The following is a 19,141-nucleotide window of genomic DNA, read 5'->3' as shown; positions in this document are numbered from 1 at the left end:
TGAATCAAGGTGACTATATTAACAATAACCAAAAGACATGATGCGCTCGTAACGCTGTTCGAGCAACTCGTCTTTAGATAAGCTCAGCAATTGTGACAACTGTTGCTTAAGGGTCGCTTTGAGGTTGGCAGCCATAGCGTCGTGATTGCGATGAGCACCACCTAGAGGTTCCTCTACGATATTATTAATTAATCCTAATTCTTTAATTTGACCTGCGCTTACACCCATAGCTTCAGCAGCCAAAGGTGCTTTTTCTGCGCTTTTCCATAATATGGAAGCGCAACCTTCTGGAGAAATAACCGAGTAAGTACTGTATTGCAGCATATTCACTCTGTCACCCACACCGATGGCAAGTGCACCACCTGAACCACCTTCACCAATAACGGTACAGATAATGGGCACGCTTAAATCGGCCATTTCCTTGAGATTACGAGCAATGGCTTCACTTTGGCCGCGTTCCTCAGCACCTACTCCAGGGTATGCACCCGGAGTGTCGATAAAGGTAATGATAGGTAAATTGAAGCGTTCAGCCATATGCATCAAACGAAGCGCTTTGCGATAGCCTTCTGGTTTAGGCATACCGAAATTGCGTCGAATTTTTTCATGGGTGTCACGACCTTTTTGATGTCCAATAACCATTACTGGTTGACCATCAAAGTCGGCTAATCCACCTACAATAGCTTTATCATCAGCAAAAGCGCGATCACCGGCTAATTCGTCAAATTCTTCAAAAAGGCGGGGAATATAATCCAATGTATAAGGTCGCATTGGGTGTCTAGCAATTTGTGAAACTTGCCATGCGCCCAAATCGGAAAATATTTTAGCAGTCAATTCTGCACTCTTTTCCCGCAACTTAGTGATCGATTCTTCAATGCCGACATCAAACTCACCGCCTTGATTGACTAACCGTAGTTCTTCAATTTTTGCTTCTAAATCAGCGATAGGTTTCTCGAAATCAAGATAATTCAAACTCATTCCAAACCTTATATTTGTTTACAAACACACTATTGGTGTCAACTAAATTGCAGCTCTACCGCTTGTTTGGGTAACATTTGCTGCAATTCATAAATTAATTGGTCTTCTGGTGTCACGTACCACTGTGCACCAAATGCTAAAACCATTTCCGCATCAGGGTGAACAACCCGCATATTAACAGGACAGCTTCCGCCTTGATAATTCTGCAGAATTGCTTGCAGTTTAGCTACTCTTGCTTCGTTACACCAGTCAGATTCTACTTCTAACCCTAAGCATTTTACATTTTTCTCCCGAGCCTGCACTATATCCATAGCATCACGGCCTGATATTGTATTGCCCCCCGAGAAATCATCAAAGCTGACCTGTCCGGAAATCAATAGAATTCGGTCAGGTTGAAGAAGCTCCTCGTACTTTTCAAACATATCAGGGAAAAAGCGCGCATCCATACGAGCACTTTTGTCATCTAAGGTAACAATCGCCCAACGACGTCCCTTCTTGTTAGTCATCACTCTAACACCGATGACTAAGCCAACCGCAACAGACGTAGTGTCTTTATTGGTAGGTTTTAAATCTACCAAACGAGCAGAACTATAATGTTTTAGCTCTTTTTCGTACTGATTTATTGGGTGACCTGTTAAGTATAGGCCAAGAGTTTCTTTTTCTCCGTCCAACCATATTTTTTCTGGCCATTCCGGTACATTAGAAAAGGCCTGAACCACTTGATCAGGTTCAGTAGTTAACAAACCAAACATATCTGATTGCCCATGAGATTCAGCTTTAGCATGCTGATCCGCCGCGGCTATCGCTTCGGGTAGGGTCGCCATGATACAGGCTCGATGGGGACCTAAATTATCCATGGCGCCAGCCATAACCAACTTTTCTAGAACCCGTTTGTTAATCTTCTTCAGATCAACTTTAGCACAAAAATCAAACAAGTCTGAAAATTTAGTGTGTTCTTTACGGGCAGCGATAATTGCTTCGATAGGACCTTCCCCTACCCCTTTTATTGCGCCGATACCATAAACAATACGACCTTGTTCATCTACCGTAAACTTATATTGGCCCGCGTTTAGGTCTGGTGGCAGTATGGTTAATCCCATACGATTACATTCATCCACCAAAGTGACGATTTTATCGGTATTATCCATATCCGCAGACATTACCGCCGCCATAAACTCGGCAGGATAATGGGCTTTTAGCCACAAAGTTTGATACGAAACTAACGCATAAGCCGCAGAGTGAGATTTGTTAAAACCATAACCCGCGAATTTTTCCACCAGATCGAATATTTTCATCGCTAGATCAGGATCGATATTATTGCCTTTAGAACCTTCGGCAAACACACTACGCTGCTTGGCCATCTCTTCAGGCTTTTTCTTACCCATCGCACGACGTAACATATCTGCGCCACCTAGGCTGTATCCCGCCATGGCTTGTGCAATCTGCATTACTTGTTCTTGATAAAGAATAATGCCGTAGGTTGGCTCAAGAATTTCCTGCAAACATTCATGTTGATATTCTGCATCCGGATAAGAGATCTCTTCTCGGCCGTGTTTTCTATCGATGAAGTTATCAACCATCCCAGATTGCAGCGGGCCCGGTCTAAATAGAGCCACCAATGCGATAATATCTTCGAAGCAATCTGGTTTAAGACGTTTAATCAAGTCTTTCATACCGCGAGATTCCAATTGGAATACCGCAGTTGTTTCTGCATTTAATAGAGTCCGAAAACTTTTAGGATCTTCCAATGGAATGGCGGTGATATCAATTTGTTTGCCACGACCCTCAGCAATCATATCGATCGCCCATTGGATAATGGTTAAGGTACGCAAGCCCAAAAAGTCAAATTTAACCAAACCTGCAGTTTCGACATCATTTTTATCAAACTGAGTTACTGGGTTTTTGCCTTCGTCATCACAATATAACGGCGCGAAGTCGGTGATTTCAGTGGGAGAGATAACAACACCCCCAGCATGTTTACCAGCATTACGGGTAACCCCTTCCAGAATCCGCGCCATATCTATTAGATCTTTAACGTCTTCATCTTGTTGATAAAGCTCAGGTAACCTAGGTTCAACGGCAAAGGCTTTTTCTAAGGTCATTCCTGGATCAGAAGGTATTAATTTAGAAATGCGATCCACAAAGCCATAGGGATGCCCTAATACTCGGCCAACGTCTCGAACTACCGCTTTGGCAGCCATGGTGCCGAATGTAATTATTTGAGAAACCGCCTGACGACCATACATGTCGGCCACGTGGTCAATCACCTCGTCACGTCTATCCATGCAAAAATCGACGTCGAAATCGGGCATGGAAACCCGTTCTGGATTCAGGAATCGCTCAAACAGTAAGTCAAACTCTAGGGGATCCAGATCGGTAATATCAAGTGCATATGCAACGAGCGAACCTGCGCCCGACCCACGGCCAGGTCCCACCGGAATACCGTGATCTTTACTCCACTGAATAAACTCCATTACAATCAAGAAGTAGCCGGGAAAACCCATTTGGTTGATAACGGTTAATTCAATTTCTAAACGTTCGTCGTATTCAGGACGTTTTTCAGCTCGCTCTTGTTCATCAGGAAACAGGAACTTTAAGCGTCGTTCTAAACCTTCCCATGACACTTTTACCAGATAATCCGCATCTGACATTCCACCGGTTGGAAACTTTGGCAGAAAGTATTCGCCCAACGTCACGGTAACATTACAACGCTTGGCTATCTCTACGGTATTTTGCAGTGCTTCTGGAATATCGGAAAACAGTTCACACATTTCCTCAGGACTGCGCAGGTATTGCTGATCACTATAAAGTTTGGGACGACGCTTATCATCGAGGGTATAACCATCATGGATACACACCCTTATTTCATGGGCATCAAATCCCTCTTTAGCGATAAAACATACTTCATTTGTGGCCACGACGGGAAGATCATGGTCCAAAGCCCAATCTGTCGCTCGTTGAATATATTCCTGTTCACCTGGTCTGCCAGTGCGATTTAACTCGATATAGTAACAATCGCTAAAATGGGTTTCATAAAATTGCGATATTTGCTCTGCTAAAGGCATATTTCCTTTGGTTAATACCTGTCCAAGATCACCGGACAAGCCACCAGATAAAATAATCACGCCTTCTTTGTGTTCTAGCAGCCATTGTTTATCGATTACCGCTCTATTTTGTACATGCCCACGCTGATAAGCTTTGGAAATGAGCAAGGTAATATTTTTATATCCTTTGTTGTTGCTTGCCAACAAGGTCAGTCTGAATATTTCATCGCCTAACTCTTCACTTTGTACCCAAAAATCAGCGCCAATTATTGGTTTGATCCCATTGGCATGTGCAGCATCATAATATTTTACCAATCCACACATATTCATCTGGTCAGTAATGGCCACTGCGGGCATCCCCATTTCTTTGACCTTTCCAAGAATGGGTTTGATCTTATTCAAACCATCCATCATGGAATAATCACTATGGACGCGCAAATGGATAAATTTCACGGGTGCTTCTGTGGCTTCAGACTGCATGGATGACTCCATTGTGTTGTATCAATATTTGTTGCACAGGTTTAAAACTCATACGGTATTCTTCCGTTGGCCCTAGCTCAGCTAAACGTAACAAATGAGCTTTGGTAGGGTAGCCTTTATGTTGATCAAAACCATACTCAGGATAGCGTAAATGCAATTCTGCCATCTCCCGATCTCTGGTGACTTTAGCAATAATAGACGCGGCTGAAATTTCTGCGACACTGCCATCGCCTTTAACGATTGCTTCACTGGCATAATGCCAATCTGGGCATCGATTACCATCGACTTGCACCAAATCAGGCTGAATTGATAAACCTTCAACAGCGCGTTTCATAGCCAACATAGTGGCATGTAGAATATTCAGCTGATCAATTTCTTTTGGGCTAGCTCGCCCTACTGACCAACATAATGCATTTTCAATAATTTGGTTGAACAATACGTTGCGTTTTTTCTCGCTCAGTTTTTTGGAATCGTTTAATCCTAAAATAGGCTTTTGCGGATCCAATATTACCGCTGCGGTCACAACATCTCCCACCAAAGGTCCACGGCCGACTTCATCAACCCCGGCGATAAGGCAAGCCTCACTCATATTCTGCACCAATTAACTTTAATACGGCAGCCGCAGCTTGTTTATCTGCATCCTGTTTTAACATTTCATGTAAACCAACAAACTCCTCTGGAATCTTTACGCTATCACCGGCGAACATCGGGATCAGATATTCAGAGATGGTTTCAGGATTCACTTGTTCTTGTAATAATTCAGGCACAATGGGTTTATCTGCTAGCACATTAGGCAGTGAGAAGTAATTGGGTTTATACATTACTTTCATTATTTGATGTGTAAGCCATTTTAAACGATAGGCTACCACCATTGGACGCTTACATAACATAGCTTCAAGTGACGCAGTACCAGAGGCAAGTAGAATAGCATCCGAGGCGATCATAACATTACGAGATTGTCGCATAAGCACTGAAATATGCATGTTTTGCGGATACTCTGGCAAGCTCTTAAACGCCGACACTATGGCTTCAATTTGCGATTTTCGCACTTCATTGACAGCGGGGATCACCACATGTAATTCTCTTACCGTAGTACACACTTTGCTTGCGCTTTGCAAAAAGACCTCAAGCAACATATTCACTTCGCCAGCCCGGCTGCCCGGTAGCAACGCCAGCACTTTTGCGTCTTTGCTTAACGTTACGCCATCAAGTTGTTGGCGAGCTAGAGTTTGATCGGGGTAAAGCTCAATATCATCCGCCATAGTATGGCCAACATATTGGCAAGGGAATCCATGTTTGTCGTAAACGGCTTTTTCGAATGGAAAAATACTGAGTACTAAGTTAGTCGCTTCAGCAATCCCATAAATTCTATTTTCCCGCCAAGCCCATACAGTAGGACTGACGTAATGGACGGTTTTGACCCCAAGTTTTTTTAGTTTCTTTTCTAACGGCAGATTAAAATCAGGGGCATCCACTCCGATAAAGACATCGGGGGGATTATCGGTAAAATGTTGCAGGACGGTTTTTCGAATAAACAGTAATCGGCGAATACGGGACAGTACCTCTACTATGCCCATCACAGAAAGTTCTTCCATTTCAAACAAGGTTTCGCAACCTTGCTCAAGCATATTAGGACCGGCAATTCCTGTAAACCGTGCATCGGGGTGAATTGCCAAAATCTGTTTTATCATACCCGCAGCTAACACGTCGCCAGAGGCTTCTCCGGCAACGATAGCAATTTTCAAAGGACGCTTAGACATATAAGGTTGGCTCGCAGTTTGCGATAAAGCTAATCAGTATGATTAGCGGATTATTCCTCGGGCAGAGTTTGCTACAAAATCAGCCATTAATCCCACTTCTTTTGTGGTTTCGGCCATTTTGCGTAACTCTTGAACGGCTTCTTCGGCACGATTGCCGTTCCGATAAAGTACTTTATAAGCACGTTTAATACTCATTATTACCTCTTTATCATAGCCTCTGCGACGCAACCCTTCGGAGTTAATTCCTGCCGGCGTATTGTCGATACCATTGATCATAACAAAGGGAGGGATATCACGTAATATGATGCCACCGCCACCAGTAAAACTGTTAGAGCCAATATGGCAGAACTGGTGCACAGCCGTGTTACCACCTAAGATAACGTAGTTGCCAACATGTACATGACCAGCAAGGGTCGCATTGTTAGCAAAAATGTTATCATCTCCAACAACACAATCATGCGCCACATGTGCGTAAGCCATAAATAAATTGTTTGAGCCTATTTTGGTCAGTGATTTATCTTGAACCGTACCACGATGGATAGTCACACATTCCCGAAAAACATTGTTGTCACCAATTTCTAATCGGGTTTTTTCACCAGCATACTTTTTATCCTGGCATTCTTCACCAATCGAACCAAACTGGAAAAAACGATTGTTTTTACCAATAGTACATGGTCCCTTAATGACCACATGTGACTCGACAACCGTTCCACTTCCTATCTCGACATCTTCACCGATAACGGAATATGGACCAACTTGAACGTCTGCTGCTAACTTAGCAGACGGGTGCACAATAGCTGTTTCATGGATCACTGGTTACATTTTCCTCATTGCACACATAAATTCAGCAACACAAGCTTCTTGACCATCCACACTGGCAACGCCTTTAAATTTCCATATACCGCGCTTCTCTTTCACAACACACACGTCGAAATCTAATCTATCGCCAGGAACTACAGGGCGCTTAAAGCGTGCGTTGTCGATACCAGCATAAAGGTATAACTCATCACTGTTTCCCGCAGTTTTAAACCCTAATATGCCCGCAGCTTGTGCCATTGCTTCAAGAATTAAAACACCAGGGAATATGGGTTTTCCAGGGAAATGACCTGTGAAACAAGGTTCATTAAAGGTAACATTTTTATAGGCTTTAATCGTTTCGCCTAAAACATATTCAGTTACTCTATCAATCAATAGAAATGGATATCTATGGGGTAAAAGCTCCATGATTTCTTCGATTTCGATGGTGTTCAAATTGTCGGCCAAAGGCTGATCTCCTTTAATAAGTAATGGGAACTACCCTGTTACTTTGTAGATTGTTGTTTCTCTAAAACTTTGACACGTTGAGCAAGAGACGTTATTTTTTTGAATTGAACTGCATTTTTACGCCACTCAAGATTGGGCACCGCCGGCATACCTGAGGAATATAAACCAGGTTCGGTTATGCTCTTGGTAATCATACTCATTCCAGTAAAATGAGAGTTATCACAAACTTCAATATGTCCGTTAAAACCGCACAATCCTGCAACGCTACAATTTTTACCCAATTTGGTACTGCCAGCAATAACTGAACACGCTGCCATAGCAGTGTTTTCACCTATTTCTACGTTATGGGCAATTTGCAATTGATTATCCAGTATCACCCCATCGCCGATAATTGTATCTTCAAGAGCACCGCGATCGATAGTAGTACTAGCGCCAATCTCGACACGATTACCAATAATGACTCGTCCCAACTGAGGGATCTTAATCCACTTACCTTTATCGTTAGCGTATCCAAAACCGTCACTACCAATAACAGTAGCAGATTGCACTAAGCAATCTTCGCCGATTACCGAATCGTGATAAACGGTGACATTTGCCCAAAGTTTAGTTCTGTTACCTAGTTGACAGTTTTTGCCTACAAAAGTACCTGCACCAACTTGCACGTCATCGCCTAAAACCACGCCTGATTCAATCACAGCATTGGCTCCCACACTCACGTTATTACCAAGTTTTGCGTCTTGGCCGATAACGGCTGTTGGATGGATACCTGATGCCGCAGCCGGAGTCGTATCAAGAGCCTGTGCTACCAATGCAAATCCCACGTATGGATTTGGATGAACTAGTGCAGTGCAAGGACAATGGGATAACTCGTCTGGATGTAAAATAACCGCTTGTGCTCTAGTGTCAGCCAGGTGACTACGATACTTGCTATTGGCTAAAAAGGAAATCTGACCAATGCCTGCATTCGCCAAGGTACTCAAACTATTAATTTGGGTATCCTCAGTATCATTGCCAGATAAATGGATAGATGCACCAATAAGATCTGCCAATTGTTTTAAACTGAGTGACTGCATACAGGCTCCGGTAGGTTATTTCATTTGACTAACTTTTTTCAATACTTTCTCTGAGATATCGTATTGAGGAGTAGCGAATACAACCGCTTGTCTATCTAGAACCATGTCGATATTTTCTTCATTTACAACTGCTTGGATAGCTTGTTGTAGCATAGTAACGATTTTGGTGTTTTCTTCTTGTCTACGTTTTTGTAGCTTTTCTTGCAAAGGTTTAGCTAGCGCTTCAAATTCAGTGTTAGCTGCTTGTAAACGCTCTTGTTCAGCTTTAATTTGTGCTTCACTCATAGTCGGTGCGTTTTTCTTAAGCGACTCAAGATCAGTGGCTATCTTTTGACGCATCGCATCTACTTTTGAACCTTCGTCTTTAAATTCAATTTGCAAAGCTTGCTGACTAGCAATCGCTTGTGGCATTTGCTGAATTACCGCCTCGCGACTTACAACAGCAATTTTCTGTTCTGCGTAAGCTACTGAACTTAATAAAGCACTGCTCAAAAGTGCAGTAACGACTAAGGTTTTAAATACTTGTTTCAAAGGGAACTCCTTCCTGTTTTTATAATACTAATTAGCTCATGCTAAATTATGTTTAAAATGTTTGTCCAATGTTGAAAGAGAAGAATTTCACATCATCCCCAACACGTTCTTGCAAAGCTCTAGAGAAACTAAAGACCATTGGACCCATTGGTGATAACCATTGTACAGAAACTCCGTAAGAAGCTCTATAGCGAGTCCAATCGCCGTAATCTGCGACAGGGTCTTCACTAATCTGATCTAGATCACGATATAAGCTATAGTCGAATTCAGTATCCCACACATTACCGGCATCAAGAAACAAGCTTGAACGCACTGAATTATCAAACTCTTCGCCAACAAACGGAGTAGGTACAATTAATTCTACACCACCGAGCAACATCGCGTTACCACCTAAGGAACGAGAAGATACTGCAACCCGGTCAGATTCAGGACCTAACAAGATAGTTTCACCGTCTGGTCCGGTAATACTTGTGGGTGACAATTGTACGCCACGAGGTCCAACAGTGTTATTTTCGAATCCGCGTAAGGTATCACTACCACCGGCCGTAAAGTTTTGAGTGAATGGCAATATCTGTTCTATGCCATTTGTTTCACCATAACCGTTACCGTAACCTGCGCGCAATCGAGTAAGCACTGACCATCTTTGATCACGGGTAAGCGGGAAGTAGAATTTAGTATCAAAAATCGATTTGAAATAATTTACATCAGAATTAGGAGTAGTAATGCTAAAGGATGCGCTTTGTGACGAACCAGCCGTTGGGAAAATCCCTCGGTTTAGAGTACTACGAGTCCAAGATACAGATGCTAGGAAACTAGAGTAATCAATAGGTGCATCTGGATCATCTTCATTCACAAATTGGTTGTAAAAACGGTCTGTCTGTTCATAGTTACTGCGACGAGATAACTCTACATCACTATAACTCAAGCCAAAATTAATTCGGTTGAATTCATTAATTGGATAACCAGCGTTTATTCCAACGGTGTATTGTTTACTGTTGTATTGTACAAGGTTTGCACTTCCAGCATCGAATTCACTATATGAAATATTTCCGCCCAAACTAATTCCATCAATAGTGAAATAAGGGTCTGTGTAGGAAAGTTGCACACTCTTTTGGTAAGATACAGTACTAACATTGAATGCCAATCGTTTACCTGTACCTAAGAAGTTGTCCTGTTGAATACCGGCTTGCAGGCTAAGTTTGGTTCTATCACCGTAACCCACACCAGCATTAAATGAACCAGAAGGTTGTTCTTTAACTTTATATACCACATCAACTTTGTCATCTTCACCTGGTAAACGGACGGTTTCAAAATCCACTTCTTCCATGTAGGTCAAACGTGACAAGTTATTCTTAGACGATTCCAAAGAACTGTTCGAAAGCCAAGTACCTTCCATTTGACTGACCGACTGACGTAAAACCTCATCGGCAGTCACTGTATTACCTTCGAAGGTAATGCGGTTCACGTAAATACGTTTTCCAGGATCGACAGATAGCGTCAATTTAACAGTTTTGTCTTCATCATTAATTTCAGGGATCGTGGTTACTGTCGGATACGCATATCCAAAACGACCTAAATATTTACTGAAGAACTCTTCTGTGTAGGTTACTTCTGCTTGGTTATATAACTCACCAGCGGTAAGCGGTAATACAGCGCGCATGTATTCTTCGTTACCCAATAGGTCACCAATTAGGTCTACTTCAGAAATAGTGTATTGCTCACCTTCAGAGATATTCATTGTGACATAAATACCATCTTTTTCCGGGGTCATAGATACTTGCGTTGAGTCTACCTGATAGCGCAAATAACCGCGGTCTAGGTAGTAGCTTCGTAACGTTTCCATATCACCAGAGAGAGTTTGTTTTTGATAACGGGTTTCAGATAAAAAGTCCCACCACGGTGTATCGAACTTTAACTCCATTTGTCTTAACAACTCAGCGTCAGAGAAGACTTCATTACCGACAATGTTAATTTGTTGAATTTTTGCAGAGTCGCCTTCTTCAAACAACAGCTTCAAATCAACTCGGTTACGAGGCAATGGCGTGACAATGGCGCTGACATCAGCATTGTATTTACCAATACTGTAGAAAAAGTCTTTTAAGCCATTTTCGATACCGGTTAAAACCGTTTTATCCAACGGCTCACCCACGCGGATGTTGTTGCCATCAAGACTTTCTTGCAACTGCTCATCTTTTATATCGTCATTGCCGTCAAAGATAATATTACTGATGGTTGGACGCTCTTTGACTTTCACAACCAAAGTGGTGCCATCACGAAGAATTTCGATACTTTCAAAGTGAGTAGATGAATACAGGCTACGAATTAACTGAGCCGAACGGAAACTATTCATAGTGTCACCGACTTGCACAGGCAGATAGGTCAGCGCGGCTCCCAAAGCAACCCTTTGTAAACCTTCAACTTTGATGTCGGATACGACGAACTCTTGGTCTGTAGCAGCTAAGGCTAAGCTAGCACTGGACCATATGAATCCGGCTACAACTAACTGTTTAAACTTCATTTATTAATATTCTTCCTAAGCACTCATAGCCTACTTCGGCAATGTAGTTTGTGTCATCCACACTATAAACGCGCAATGTCATTATAAAAAGCTACTGTCATTAACAGTAACAAGATGATCCCGCCAATTTTAAATCCCACTTCCTGTACGGATTCCGGAACCGGTCGCCCAGTTAAAAGCTCTATAAAATAATAGAGTAAGTGCCCGCCATCAAGCACAGGAAGAGGGAAAAGATTAATAATCCCTAAATTCACACTAATAAGCGCTAAAAAGCTCAAAAATGCGACAATTCCAGCACTGGCCGTCATACCCGCACCTTGGGCAATCGAAATTGGGCCACTTAAACTTTTAACAGATACATCACCGGTAAAAAGCTTACCAATCATGTCAAAACTCAATGTTATAAGTCGCCAGGTTTCACTTACTCCTTCAGATAAACCTTCAATTGGACCATACTGCTTGTGAAATAAATACTCTTCCGGATAAGGTTCTAAGTAGGTAACTACACCTAATAATCCCTTATCAGGATCGTCTGGTTTCACGCCAATAGTAGCTGTCACCTGCTGTTCAATGCCATTTCTATCGATTGTGATAGTAACATTTTGTTTAGGGTGCTGCTCAATCAGCTCCACTATTTGTTCCCAATTTGCCACAGTAGTTCCATTAAACTTGAGAATAATGTCATTCACCTGCAATCCGGCGTCAGCTGCTGGCGAAGATTCACTCACCAAAGCAAGCTGTTTAGTGGGGTTAGTGCGATAAGGTGCAAAGCCCAAACTCGCCATTGGTGACGTGGTTTCAGGGTCAAATTGCCAATTCCTTAAATCTAAATCCAAAACTTTGTTGTAACCGTCTTTAGTGGTGACTTGCACTTGGGTACTTGAATCACCAATCAGCCGCATCACTTCATAGTTCACCGCTTGCCAGTCGTTGGTCTCGTGCCCAGATATTTGGGTAATTTGATCCCGTTCAGCAAACCCTGCATTGGCGGCAATTGAATCCGGTTCAATATTTCCAACAATGGGTTTAACCGATTGTTGGCCAATCAGTAACATTAAATAAATCGCGAAAATCGCGAATAAGAAGTTAACCATAGGTCCGGCAGCGACTATCGCGATGCGTTTGAGCACATGTTGGCGATTAAACGCATAGGGTAAATCAGAATCGCTAACCTGCTCCACTCGTTCATCCAGCATTTTTACGTAACCACCCAGAGGAATAGCAGCGATAACATATTCGGTTCCCAGTTTGTCTGTGCGCGACCACAAGGCTTTGCCGAAACCAATAGAAAATCGTTCAACTTTGACGCCGCAGCGGCGGGCAACCCAAAAATGTCCCCATTCATGGACCGCAACGAGTATCCCTAAGGCAACGACAAATGCGGAAAGATTGCGAATAAACTCAAAAATCAAACTAAGGTTCCTATAAATTGTTTAGCAAGGGATCTAACTTGTTTATCAAGGCCTAAAATCCCATCAATATCTTGCAAATGTTGCGCTTCGATGCGCTGTAACATTTCTTCATTCACTTCGGCAATTTGCGAAAATCCGATTTGATGCGACAGAAAAGCTTCCACCGCAATTTCGTTCGCCGCATTTAAAGCAGTTGTCGCGTATTGCCCAGCATCACAGGCATTAATGGCTAATTTCAAGTTTGGATAACGTTGTAAATCTGGCACCTGAAAACTAAAATCTGCTAACGCAGCAAAATCTAAGGGAGTCACTCCAGCATTAATTCGATTCGGAAACGCCAAGCAATGGGCGATTGGCGTTTTCATATCCGGATTGCCCATCTGCGCAAGCACTGAACCATCCGCATATTGAACCATTGAATGAATAATACTTTGTGGGTGCAACACGATTTGAATATCCGCAGAATTTAAGCCAAATAACCATTTGGCTTCGATAAACTCCAAGCCTTTATTCATCATAGTGGCAGAATCAACAGAAATCTTCCGCCCCATATCCCAATTAGGATGAGCACAGGCTTGATCCGGCGTAATATCGACAAAAGTATCCAACGAGCGATTTAAAAAAGGCCCACCGGAACCGGTTAATAATATTTTGGCAATGCCTGACGCTGCAAGGTCGCCATATTTGAAATCGGCAGGAAGACATTGAAAAATTGCGTTATGTTCACTGTCGATCGGCAGTAATTGGGCACCTGTTTTATTCACTTCTTGAATAAAAATATCACCACACATAACCAAAGACTCTTTGTTCGCCAACATGACTTTTTTGCCAGATTTGACGGCAGCTAACGTTGGTAGTAACCCGGCTGCGCCTACAATTGCCGCCATAACACTGTCGACACTGGAGTCTGACGCCACCTGACATAAGCCTTCTTGTCCCACCAACAATTCACACTTTAAATTGGCATTTTGTAATGCCTGCTTAGCGTAGGTGTAGGAGGCTAAATCAGAAATAACCAGATAATTAGGTTGAAACAGAATCGCTTGGGATATTAGTTTGTCTACACTGGAATGGGCAGTTAACGCAACCACATTGTATTTTTCTGGATGTAATTGAATAACATCCAAGGTGCTTTGACCAATGGAGCCGGTCGCTCCTAAAATCGCTATATTTTGCATTAGGCCATCCACAAAACGTAGCAATAGGCAAATACAGGGAATGCCGCGGTGAGGCTATCGATACGATCTAATATACCACCGTGACCAGGCAGTATTTTACCGCTATCTTTAATTCCAGCACAGCGTTTAAACATACTTTCGTTTAGATCGCCTAAAGCTGACACTCCAACGGTTAAGCCACCGATAAGTACATGCATCCATATTCTACCGGGGTCTACTTGATAGTGCAGCGCTGCAAAGGCAATAATCGCGGTCGAAGCGGCAATACCACCTGCTAAGCCTTCTAAGGTTTTGCCAGGTGAAACATTAGGGCGTAGTTTATGTCGGCCGAATTTGACGCCAACAAAAAAAGCGCCAATATCTGCGGCCCAGACAATACCTAAAACATAAAATATAAGTGACACACCATATAGGGGGTCAATATCGTACATATGAGAGCGTAACGAGACAACAGAGACAAAGGTGGGGATTAGAGTGAACAAACCGAATAAGCACCGAATAGCTTTACTCGTTCGCCATATTGCTGAAAAGCGCGGGTAAGCAATAATCATCAATAGTGAAACAAACCACCAGATTGCTGCCACACCTAAAATATAAACATATAAACTATTTAAAGCGCCTTGATACCAAATATTTTGCGTGGGTACCCAGTAAACTAAAAATAGACAACAGAACAGAATGAAAAAAGCATAAAGAGCTTTTTGCGGTCTAGGCTTAATACTCGACATATTAGCCCACTCATAACCGCCTAAACCTACCACTAAGGCAATGAATATTTCAAAGCCTAATAGTGGTAAAAATAAAATACAAATTAACGCAAGAGGAGCTAAAATAACTGCTGTAATTATACGCTGTTTTAACATAATTAGCCTTTGAGCTTTGCGGAAAACATTATCATTTAGTTTCCACCTGCTCTCCTGTCATACCAAATCGACGTTGACGGTCAGAATAGTCATTAACCGCAAGCTGAAACGCTTGTTCATCAAAATCTGGCCAAAGAGTATCAGTAAAATATAGCTCTGCGTAAGCACATTGCCACATTAAAAAATTACTGATTCGGTGTTCTCCGCCAGTGCGAATGAGCAAATCTAGTTCAGGTTGACCAGCAAGCGACATAAACTGATTAAAATCAGTTTCGTCTACACTATCAATATCCAAGTCTTGGCTAACAGCTTGTTTTGCAAATGATTTGGCCGCATTCAATATATCCCAACGACCACCGTAATTGGCAGCAATATTGAGAACTAACGCACCATTATGCTCAGTTAACTTTTCCGCTTTATTAATTTTTTCGACTAACTTGTTGTCAAATCGTGATGTATCACCAATGACTTTTAGACGCACGTCGTTTTTGTTCAGTTTCTTGGCTTCGCTATTTAGCACAAAATTGAACAAGTCCATTAAAACGCCGACTTCTTCTGCAGGACGGTTCCAGTTTTCGCTGCTAAATGCAAATAAGGTAAGAGACTCTATGCCATTTTGACGAGCAAAACGAACGGCAGATCGCACAGACTCAACACCAGCTTTATGCCCGAAAGTGCGGATCTTACCTTTCTTTTTTGCCCAACGGCCGTTGCCATCCATAATGATAGCAACATGTTTTGGGATATTTAGATTACTCATAAGGTAAAAGGAATTAACCAAAAAGGGTTAAATTTCCATCAACTCTTTTTCTTTATCTTGTAATGCGCTATCGATGGTTTTAACGAATTCGTCAGTTAATTTTTGAATTAACTCTTCGCCTTTACGACCTTCATCTTCGCCTAATTCTTTTTCTTTAACCAATTCTTTGATATCGGCATTAGCATCGCGACGAATATTACGCACGGCGACACGACCTTGCTCAGCTTCGCTTCGTACCACTTTGATAAGGTCTTTACGACGCTCTTCAGTCAACGGTGGTAAAGGAATACGAATAGCAGCACCTGAACTCATAGGATTTAATCCTAGGTCAGATTGCATAATGGCCTTTTCGACAGCGGCGGCGGCACTTTTATCAAACACAGTAAGTGCCAATGTTCTGGCATCTTCGGCAAAAATATTAGCTAGCTGCTTTAAAGGGGTATCAGCGCCATAATATGGCACCATAATGTTATCTAAAAGCGCTGGATGAGCGCGGCCAGTTCTAATTTTACTTAATTGGCTTTTCAGTGCACTGATGCTTTTTTCCATGCGTTGTTTTGCATCATCATGAATATCATTTATCACTGCAATCTCCCTAATTCTTATTTTACTAATCGTTTTTTAAATCGTTGTTATTGATTGTTTGTGCCTTGATGGGAAATTGTAGTCCCTTCGTCTTCACCCAAAACAACACGGCGTAAAACGCCCGGTTTATTCATGTTGTAGACGCGAATAGGCAAGCTATGATCCCGTGCCAAAGTAAAAGCAGCTAAGTCCATAACCTTAAGTTCTTTTTCCAGAACTTCTTGATAACTTACGTTTTTAAGTAATACAGCGTCTGGATTTGTGACTGGATCATCATTATAAACGCCATCCACTTTAGTACCTTTAAGTACTGCGTCGGCTTCTATTTCAATGCCTCGTAAACAGGCTGCAGAGTCAGTGGTAAAAAATGGATTGCCTGTACCAGCAGAGAAAATGACTACGCGTCCTGACTTTAAAAGACTAATGGCTTCAGTCCAATTGTAAGCATCACAGACACCATTAAGCGGTATGGCTGACATTAAACGTGCATTAACAAATGCTCGGTGCAAAGCGTCACGCATGGCTAAACCGTTCATGACCGTGGCTAACATACCCATGTGGTCGCCCACGACACGATTCATTCCAGCTTTTGCTAACCCTTCACCGCGAAATAAATTTCCGCCACCAATTACTAATCCTACTTGCACACCCATTTCAACCAACTCTTTGATTTCTTGGGCCATTCTATCTAGAACTTTGGGGTCGATACCGAATCCTTCTTCACCCATTAGGGCTTCACCACTTAACTTTAGCAGAATTCTTCGATATGCAGATTTTGGTGCGATACTCATTTATTGGCTATTCCTTCGTTATTGGATATTGGGCTCAAACCCACTAAATTTATCCGCGTAAATAGTACATATAAAAAGGCACCTCATTTTGAGGTGCCGATAGTTTATATGACATTGGCTTTACGCAAAAGCGAAAGGCTCAATTATTTCTTAGCAGCTGCCATTTGTGCAGCAACTTCAGCCGCGAAATCTTCTTCTTTCTTCTCGATACCTTCACCAACTTCGAAACGAACGAAGTTAATCACGTCAGCACCTTTAGATTTCAAAAGTTGACCAACAGTGTTAGAAGGATCTTTAACGAAAGGCTGACCTGTCAAACTAACTTCGCCAGTGAATTTCTTCATACGGCCGATAACCATTTTTTCAGCGATATCAGCTGGCTTGCCAGATTGCATTGCGATTTCAAGTTGAATTTCTTTTTCTTTCGCAACAACTTCTGCAGGTACATCTTCAGGCTTCACGAATTGTGGGCTAGCCGCTGCAATATGCATTGCAATGTCTTTTGCCAAATCTTCATCACCGCCATTCAAAATAGCGATTACGCCGATACGACCACCGTGCACGTATGCACCTAGGTTGTCGCCTTCAACAGAAATAACACGACGAGGAGAAATGTTTTCGCCGATTTTTGCTACTAGTGTGTCACGAGCATCAGCAACAGTAACGCCATCGATTTCGCTGCTATTTAGCGCATCCATGTCGTTAATTTTGTTTGCAGAAGCTACATCAACTAATTTGTTAGCAAAAGCTAAGAAACCTTCGTCACGAGCAACGAAATCAGTTTCACTGTTAATTTCCATCATAGTTGCTACACCGTTAGCAACTTTAGTCATGATCACGCCTTCAGCTGCAATACGACCAGCTTTTTTAGCCGCTTTTGCTTGACCAGATTTACGCATATTTTCAATTGCTAGCTCGACATCACCGTCGGTTTCTACCAATGCTTTTTTACAATCCAACATGCCGGCGCCGGTGCGCTCACGAAGTTCTTTTACTAGGGCTGCTGTCACTGCCATTTTGGTTTCCTCAGCATTTATAAATAGTTCTTAACTTAAGAAACAGGGGCCGTAAATAATTACCGCCCCTGATGAGATGTTTGCCATTCTATTGAACTAACGTCACAAAAAAATGACAAGGCCGCGACAAGAAAGTCGCGGCTTTTTAATTACTCAGCTGCTTCAACGAAATCGTCTTGCTCAGCTTGTACTTCAAGGTTTTGCTCGCGACCTTGGCTAACAGCATCAGCTGCAGCGTTTAAGTACAATTGAACCGCACGAATAGCATCGTCGTTACCAGGAATGATGTAATCAACACCATCTGGATTAGAGTTAGTATCAACTACTGAAATAACTGGGATTCCCAAGTTACGTGCTTCAGTGATTGCAATGTGCTCGTGATCTGCATCAACAACGAATAAACAGTCTGGAAGACCGCCCATATCTTTGATACCACCTAAGCTACTTTCTAGCTTGGTCATTTCACGTTGAAGCATTAATACTTCTTTTTTGGTCAACTTTTCGAAAGTGCCATCTTGAGACTGTTGCTCTAGCTCTTTCAAACGCTTGATTGATTGACGAACTGTTTTCCAGTTAGTCAACATTCCACCTAACCAACGCTTGTTAACGTAGAATTGGTCACATTTCTGTGCTGCTTCTTTAACTGCGTCGCTAGCTGCGCGTTTAGTTCCTACGAAAAGAACTTTACCTTTTTTAGAAGATACACTACTAATGTAGTTCAATGCTTCATTAAACAAAGGTACTGTTTTTTCAAGGTTGATGATATGAACTTTGTTACGAGCACCAAAGATGAAAGGTTTCATTTTTGGGTTCCAGTAACGAGTCTGGTGACCGAAGTGCACGCCCGCCTGGAGCATGTCACGCATAGATACGTTTGCCATTATTAATTTCC

The 19,141-nt window shown here is 42.3% G+C and carries 17 protein-coding genes; all 17 read right to left on the bottom strand.

Features of this window, described 5'->3' with window-relative positions:
* Positions 1–18: 18 nt before the first annotated feature.
* Positions 19–975, bottom strand: coding sequence for an acetyl-CoA carboxylase carboxyl transferase subunit alpha (gene accA / locus ABWV72_RS07005; RefSeq protein ID WP_216049932.1), 957 nt, complete (start codon positions 973–975; stop codon positions 19–21).
* A 38-nt stretch (positions 976–1,013) separates the two neighbouring features.
* Positions 1,014–4,433, bottom strand: a complete 3,420-nt coding sequence (gene dnaE / locus ABWV72_RS07000; protein ID WP_502902127.1) for a DNA polymerase III subunit alpha — start codon at positions 4,431–4,433, stop codon at positions 1,014–1,016.
* 55 nt (positions 4,434–4,488) lie between these two features.
* The gene (gene rnhB, locus ABWV72_RS06995; protein ID WP_216049930.1) at positions 4,489–5,088 is read right to left on the bottom strand and encodes a ribonuclease HII; all 600 of its coding nucleotides are present in this window, start codon (positions 5,086–5,088) and stop codon (positions 4,489–4,491) included.
* A complete protein-coding gene (gene lpxB, locus ABWV72_RS06990) occupies positions 5,081–6,259 on the bottom strand; it encodes a lipid-A-disaccharide synthase (protein ID WP_353369548.1) in 1,179 nt (392 codons plus the stop codon). The genes rnhB and lpxB overlap by 8 nt, the downstream gene beginning before the upstream one ends.
* Positions 6,260–6,301: 42 nt before the next feature.
* A complete protein-coding gene (gene lpxA, locus ABWV72_RS06985) occupies positions 6,302–7,072 on the bottom strand; it encodes an acyl-ACP--UDP-N-acetylglucosamine O-acyltransferase (protein WP_216049928.1) in 771 nt (256 codons plus the stop codon).
* Between the two features lie 3 nt (positions 7,073–7,075).
* Positions 7,076–7,522: a 3-hydroxyacyl-ACP dehydratase FabZ gene (fabZ, locus tag ABWV72_RS06980; protein WP_216049927.1), complete on the bottom strand. Its 447-nt coding sequence runs from the start codon at positions 7,520–7,522 to the stop codon at positions 7,076–7,078.
* 38 nt (positions 7,523–7,560) lie between these two features.
* On the bottom strand, positions 7,561–8,595 hold the full coding sequence (gene lpxD / locus ABWV72_RS06975; protein WP_216049926.1) for a UDP-3-O-(3-hydroxymyristoyl)glucosamine N-acyltransferase: 1,035 nt from the start codon (positions 8,593–8,595) through the stop codon (positions 7,561–7,563).
* Positions 8,596–8,610: 15 nt separating this feature from the next.
* On the bottom strand, positions 8,611–9,126 hold the full coding sequence (locus ABWV72_RS06970; RefSeq protein WP_216049925.1) for an OmpH/Skp family outer membrane protein: 516 nt from the start codon (positions 9,124–9,126) through the stop codon (positions 8,611–8,613).
* 52 nt (positions 9,127–9,178) lie between these two features.
* Positions 9,179–11,644, bottom strand: coding sequence for an outer membrane protein assembly factor BamA (gene bamA / locus ABWV72_RS06965; protein WP_216049924.1), 2,466 nt, complete (start codon positions 11,642–11,644; stop codon positions 9,179–9,181).
* 62 nt (positions 11,645–11,706) lie between these two features.
* The gene (rseP, locus tag ABWV72_RS06960) at positions 11,707–13,053 is read right to left on the bottom strand and encodes a sigma E protease regulator RseP (protein WP_353369677.1); all 1,347 of its coding nucleotides are present in this window, start codon (positions 13,051–13,053) and stop codon (positions 11,707–11,709) included.
* A complete protein-coding gene (ispC, locus tag ABWV72_RS06955) occupies positions 13,053–14,234 on the bottom strand; it encodes a 1-deoxy-D-xylulose-5-phosphate reductoisomerase (protein WP_216049923.1) in 1,182 nt (393 codons plus the stop codon). The genes rseP and ispC overlap by 1 nt, the downstream gene beginning before the upstream one ends.
* Entirely contained in the window at positions 14,234–15,097 is an 864-nt protein-coding gene (locus tag ABWV72_RS06950) for a phosphatidate cytidylyltransferase (protein ID WP_216049922.1), read from the bottom strand. The genes ispC and ABWV72_RS06950 overlap by 1 nt, the downstream gene beginning before the upstream one ends.
* Before the next feature lie 31 nt (positions 15,098–15,128).
* On the bottom strand, positions 15,129–15,857 hold the full coding sequence (uppS, locus tag ABWV72_RS06945) for a polyprenyl diphosphate synthase (protein ID WP_216049921.1): 729 nt from the start codon (positions 15,855–15,857) through the stop codon (positions 15,129–15,131).
* Positions 15,858–15,884: 27 nt separating this feature from the next.
* The gene (gene frr, locus ABWV72_RS06940; RefSeq protein ID WP_252729387.1) at positions 15,885–16,406 is read right to left on the bottom strand and encodes a ribosome recycling factor; all 522 of its coding nucleotides are present in this window, start codon (positions 16,404–16,406) and stop codon (positions 15,885–15,887) included.
* A gap of 83 nt (positions 16,407–16,489) precedes the next feature.
* Positions 16,490–17,233 carry a UMP kinase gene (gene pyrH / locus ABWV72_RS06935; RefSeq protein ID WP_216049919.1) on the bottom strand — a complete coding sequence of 248 codons (744 nt, stop codon included), beginning with the start codon at positions 17,231–17,233 and terminating at the stop codon, positions 16,490–16,492.
* 143 nt (positions 17,234–17,376) lie between these two features.
* Entirely contained in the window at positions 17,377–18,249 is an 873-nt protein-coding gene (tsf, locus tag ABWV72_RS06930; RefSeq protein ID WP_216049918.1) for a translation elongation factor Ts, read from the bottom strand.
* Positions 18,250–18,398: 149 nt separating this feature from the next.
* Positions 18,399–19,130, bottom strand: a complete 732-nt coding sequence (gene rpsB / locus ABWV72_RS06925) for a 30S ribosomal protein S2 (RefSeq protein WP_216049917.1) — start codon at positions 19,128–19,130, stop codon at positions 18,399–18,401.
* Between the last annotated feature and the right edge of the window lie 11 nt (positions 19,131–19,141).

Origin of the sequence: Aliiglaciecola sp. NS0011-25 (genome assembly GCF_040370605.1) — a bacterium.
In the GTDB taxonomy this organism is placed as follows: Bacteria; Pseudomonadota; Gammaproteobacteria; order Enterobacterales; family Alteromonadaceae; genus Aliiglaciecola; species Aliiglaciecola lipolytica_A.
This window is presented reverse-complemented; position numbering and strand designations above follow the sequence as displayed.